Source organism: Rhodoferax sp. (genome assembly GCF_028688795.1).
Lineage (GTDB): Bacteria > Pseudomonadota > Gammaproteobacteria > Burkholderiales > Burkholderiaceae_C > Rhodoferax.
Map to the genome: position 1 here is coordinate 1 of NZ_JAQTXM010000085.1, position 4,428 is coordinate 4,428.

6 protein-coding genes are annotated in these 4,428 nt (G+C 53.8%); 1 reads left to right on the forward strand and 5 read right to left on the reverse strand.

Translation table 11 applies throughout. The annotated features are described in order from the left end of the window. Positions 1-58 precede the first annotated feature (58 nt). From PHQ58_RS23325 to PHQ58_RS23345, 5 genes are all read right to left on the reverse strand, one after another. Positions 59-1,618: an IS66 family transposase gene (locus PHQ58_RS23325; RefSeq protein ID WP_300116241.1), complete on the reverse strand. Its 1,560-nt coding sequence runs from the start codon at positions 1,616-1,618 to the stop codon at positions 59-61. A gap of 136 nt (positions 1,619-1,754) precedes the next feature. Beyond that, the gene (gene tnpB, locus PHQ58_RS23330; protein WP_300116244.1) at positions 1,755-2,090 is read right to left on the reverse strand and encodes an IS66 family insertion sequence element accessory protein TnpB; all 336 of its coding nucleotides are present in this window, start codon (positions 2,088-2,090) and stop codon (positions 1,755-1,757) included. After that, positions 2,087-2,488, reverse strand: coding sequence for a transposase (locus PHQ58_RS23335; protein ID WP_300116247.1), 402 nt, complete (start codon positions 2,486-2,488; stop codon positions 2,087-2,089). The genes tnpB and PHQ58_RS23335 overlap by 4 nt, the downstream gene beginning before the upstream one ends. Before the next feature lie 249 nt (positions 2,489-2,737). Beyond that, positions 2,738-3,292: a hypothetical protein gene (locus PHQ58_RS23340; protein WP_300116251.1), complete on the reverse strand. Its 555-nt coding sequence runs from the start codon at positions 3,290-3,292 to the stop codon at positions 2,738-2,740. A gap of 31 nt (positions 3,293-3,323) precedes the next feature. After that, a complete protein-coding gene (locus PHQ58_RS23345) occupies positions 3,324-3,680 on the reverse strand; it encodes a hypothetical protein (RefSeq protein WP_300116255.1) in 357 nt (118 codons plus the stop codon). A 221-nt stretch (positions 3,681-3,901) separates the two neighbouring features. Here PHQ58_RS23345 and PHQ58_RS23350 point away from each other — a divergent pair. Further along, the coding region (locus PHQ58_RS23350; RefSeq protein WP_300116257.1) for an ATPase, T2SS/T4P/T4SS family at positions 3,902-4,428 on the forward strand (527 nt) is incomplete at its 3' end.

Genomic DNA, 4,428 nt, shown 5'->3' on the forward strand with positions numbered 1-4,428 from the left:
GTAAAGGCGCGGGCAATACAAGTTGACGCATCAATGCATTGATGACAGGAAGCTGAAGTTAAAGTGAAACGGGCTGCCAGCGATGCGGCAACAACTCGCCGATCTGGCTGTTCTTGTGTGTCGGCAGGCGAGCCAGCACATCCTTCAGATACGCATACGGATCATGCCCGTTGAGCTTGGCGCTCTGAATCAAACTCATCACCGCCGCCGCCCGCTGGCCCGCACGCAGGGAACCGGCGAACAACCAATTGCTGCGGCCGATGGCTATTGGGCGAATCTGGTTCTCGATCCAGTTGTTATCGATGGGCAGTTGCCCATCATTCAAAAACTGCGTCAACGCCGTCCAGCGCTTGAGGCTGTAATCGAGTGCTTTGGCGGTGGCCGAGCTGTCGGTGATTTTTTGCCTCTGCAGCAGCATCCATTGGTGAAACGCATCGACCAATGGCTTTGACTTGGCCTGGCGAATTTGCAGGCGCTCATCAGACTTGAGGTGCTTGAGCTCACGCTCCACGTCATAGAGTTGACTGATATACGCACAAGCCTGCCCCGCAATCTGGCTCTTGGCAGCCACATGTAAATCAAAGAACTTGCGTCTTGAATGCGCCATACAGCCGACTTCCACGATACCACTGGCAAATCCCGCTTTGTACCCAGCGTAATCATCACAAATCAGGCTACCTCTCCATTTTCCAAGGAATGTTCTGGCATGTTCGCCCGCTCGGGATTCGCAGAAGTCGTAGACCACTGCCTTCAAATCCTCGAATGCGCCTGGCGCGTAGGCCCAAAGGTAAGCCCGGTGGGTCTTTTTGTTACCGGGCTTGAGCATCTCCACTGGCGTCTCATCAGCATGCATCACTGAGTGGCTGAGAATTTCCGTTTTGAGCGCATCCACCAGTGGCTGCAATTGCACGCCGCAAATACCCACCCACTGGGCCAATGTAGAGCGTGGAATTTCCACACCGGCACGGCCAAAAATGCGTTCCTGGCGGTACAACGGCAAATGGTCGCTGTATTTGGCCACCAGCACCTGGGCCAGCAAACCCGCTGTGGGGATACCTTTGTCAATAACTTGAGCCGGTACCGGTGCCTGGATCAGGGTTTGGCATTGGGTGCAAGCCCACTTGCCACGAATATGCTGCTCCACCGTGAACACGCCCGGTGTGTAGTCCAGCTTCTCTGAGACATCTTGACCGATACGCTTCAACTGACAACCACAGCCGCAGGTGGTGGAGTCGGGTTCGTGATGGATGTCGACGCGGGGCAGACCGGCGGGCAAGGCGGCGCGTTTGGGCTGTTGGCGGGGTTGGGTGTCGGTTTTTGGAGCCGGTGCCAGCTCTTTAAGTTCTTCTTCAATGGCAGCAATGTCGGCATCCATCGTTTCTTCGATCAAGCTGATCTGAGTCCCATTGAGCTGCTCGCTGCTGCGTCCGAACTTCCAACGCTTGAGCGTGGCAAGCTCGTGGGTGAGTTTGTCGATCTTGGCTTGGCGGTACAGGATGCAGCTGTCTTTGGCGGCAATGATTTGGTTTTGCTGGGCCACCTTGGCAATGAGTTCCTGAGCAAGGCTGCGCAGTTGTTCTGCGCTCAGATTAGACAGGGATTCAAGGGCTTCGACCATGGAACAAAGTGTCCCATAGTGAGCTATTTTTTGCCATTCTGATATGCCCCAATTGACTCAAAAACAATAGCGTATCAACATTTCCGCATGGGCTTTGAAGCCTATTTGTTGCCTGAGATTGGCATCACTTTTTGGCTCACACAACGCTGATGATGCCACCCTCGCCAATGCGATTCCAGGGCAGACCCAGCACCAGGGCGTCGAGTTGGGGGCGGCTCAAGTTGACCTGGGCTTGGGCACCAGGGGCTGGCCAGACAAAGTGGCCCTGGTGCAGCCTCCTGGCAGCCAACCAAAACCCAATGCCATCGTGCACCAGCACCTTCATGCGGCTGAAGCGCCGGTTGGCAAAGAGGTAGGCGGTGTGCGGGTGCGCGGCACCGAAGACTTTGACTACCCGTGCAAGGGCTGAATCGATGCCAGCGCGCATGTCCAGCGGTTCTATGGCGAGCCACACGGCGTCCACTCGGATCATGCCAGCACCTCGCGAACCCACTGCGCGCACTGGCTTGATGCGCTCAGGGGCCAGTGGATATGCACGGTGGTGGCGCCGTGCTGGAGTTCGATGTGAATGTCGGCTTGCCGGGTGACGCTCGCTGGTGGCACCGATTCAAGTTTGATGGGTATGAAGGCCGGGACGGTGTGAACAGATGTCAACGTTGTGGCCTTCTTCGATGCCCGCGTGTCATTGTGCTGTGAAGATTCTGCAACCCAGCGACGCGCCAAGTTGGCGTTGAGGCCATTGGCCAGCGCGACCGCAGCCGTAGAGACGCCCGGCTCAAGGCAAGCCAATATGACTTGGCGCTTGAATTGATCGCTGTAGCGTCCGCGCCGACGACCAGCCTGCGGCATTTGAATTTCTGGAGTGTCCATGTGTCCACCTGAGTTGAAGTGGACACGATGCTCTTAAGAATTGCCAATCTCCGCAAGGTGACTTCGCCACCCGTTTACTGTACAACACCGGGCGGTCCAATTCAAAAATAGGTGTCGCCTATGCCCAGCAGGTGTTTGGACAGGCTGAAGCAACGGTGCCAGGAATACCGGGTGGACAGCTAGCAAAACTGCCAGAAGCGTCTTCCTTTGCAACCCACCCTGCCACCTTGCCACCCGTGCGGCTGGCGATTACGCCGTCGCCGCTTGCCGCCGCGCTCTCGCCCGTGAGGTCGGCTTTACAGCCTGCAAATTGGCGTTGAACCGCTTTTGCGCACTGGCGACAATTTGCTTTTTGAGTTGGGACAAGATGGCCCGGCCATTGGCACCCGTGAAGCCGAATGCATCCCCCAGGTCGCTGCCAGCCAAATTGTTCAGTTCATCAATTTGGTCAAGTTCCTGGCAGAACACCTGCTCGAATTGCAGCCGCTTTTCGAGCTGATCGGCCTTCTCATCCGGCGATTCAAATTCGTCCTGTATTTCAGCGTCGCAGGCATCGGCATCATCACCCGCCCCACCCAAGCGCTTGCCGCTGCCACCCAGGCTTTCCAAGTTGTTGCCCCTGATTTTGTGCTTGAGCAGCTCGAAAAGCGCACCTTCATGGCCAGGCAGAAAGATGTCCAGATTTTTATCTTCAGACTGTCTGGTGAGATAAAAAATAATAATTTCCTGCTCAATATCCTGTGCATCCTCACGCAGCTTAAAAGCCCATTTCCTTGACAAGGATCTGAAGTGTATTTCATCCATTAAGCACCACCTTTACGGATTTAAATAATATTTACGAGGTGAGATATATTTGCAAATTATTGGACTTGATTAACTTCTCAATTTGTATCTTTAACATATCTGGAAATTCAGCCAAATCGATCATTCGCTTGAAACCTGCCACCATGGCCTTGAGTGCAGCCTGGAGCGCCTTGACAGTAATTTTCCAAGTGCGGGCTTGACCAAATTTCTGCCAGGTTCGACTCAGTAAGAAGGCCTTTTGAAGCAATTTCTGATAACTTTGATATTTTTTGACTGCCGCGACAAACGATGAATCACTGTTGCAAATAGTCTTCAAGGTTTGCAAGCTTTTCAAATCGCCAGAACTGGCCGTTGTGATGATGTTGTTGGCCACGTCAGATACCTTCATTTTTATCCCTTGAAAATGTGTTGATGTCTGTAAATATACAGAGTGCCCACAATTTCACAAGCACTTTAAATACCTCAAAATAAGGCAAGTGTCAGGCCAATATTCAACCAGCCAACAACAATTATTCTGCAGCAATACCCCTTCAGTACCGTCGGCTTTTCGACTTGGTTGACCTCTTAAAACCGATGTGCCGAGTGCTTGCGGGTAGGCGGTATGTCGGCATGAGCAAACACCAGAACACGTCCAGCCATGAGTTTCACCGCCGGTCGGACGATGCACTGCGACGCGCCCTCGGGGCCGACATCCTGGCAGCCCTGGCTGATGACCAAGTGGTGGAGATCATGCTCAACCCTGCGGGTGACCTCTGGACTGACTCCCACACAGACGGCATGCAATGCATTGGCAAGATTGACCGTGTGCGTGCCATGTCCATCGTTGCCACGGTTGCGGCCATGCTGGGCGCCACGGTCACATCGGACAACCCGATTCTGGAATGCGAATTGCCATTGGATGGTTCGCGTTTTGAGGCCTTGATTCCTCCGGTTGTGTCGGCGCCAACTTTTGCCCTCAGAAAAAAGGCAACATTGATTTTTAGCCTGGCTGACTATGTTCGCACGGGAGTGATGACTGAGCTGCAAGCCACATTGATAAAAACTGCTGTTGCGGACAGAAAAAATATCCTGATTGCCGGGGGCACTGGCTCTGGCAAAACGACTTTGGCCAACGCCGTCTTGAATGAGATTTCCTT

Excerpts from the sequence above, each read along its gene's own strand:
- PHQ58_RS23340 (WP_300116251.1), bottom strand. The coding sequence starts at position 3,292 with ATGGATGAAATACACTTCAGATCCTTGTCAAGGAAATGGGCTTTTAAG.
- PHQ58_RS23325 (WP_300116241.1), bottom strand. The coding sequence starts at position 1,618 with ATGGTCGAAGCCCTTGAATCCCTGTCTAATCTGAGCGCAGAACAACTG.
- PHQ58_RS23335 (WP_300116247.1), bottom strand. The coding sequence starts at position 2,488 with ATGGACACTCCAGAAATTCAAATGCCGCAGGCTGGTCGTCGGCGCGGA.
- PHQ58_RS23345 (WP_300116255.1), bottom strand. The coding sequence starts at position 3,680 with ATGAAGGTATCTGACGTGGCCAACAACATCATCACAACGGCCAGTTCT.
- tnpB (WP_300116244.1), bottom strand. The coding sequence starts at position 2,090 with ATGATCCGAGTGGACGCCGTGTGGCTCGCCATAGAACCGCTGGACATG.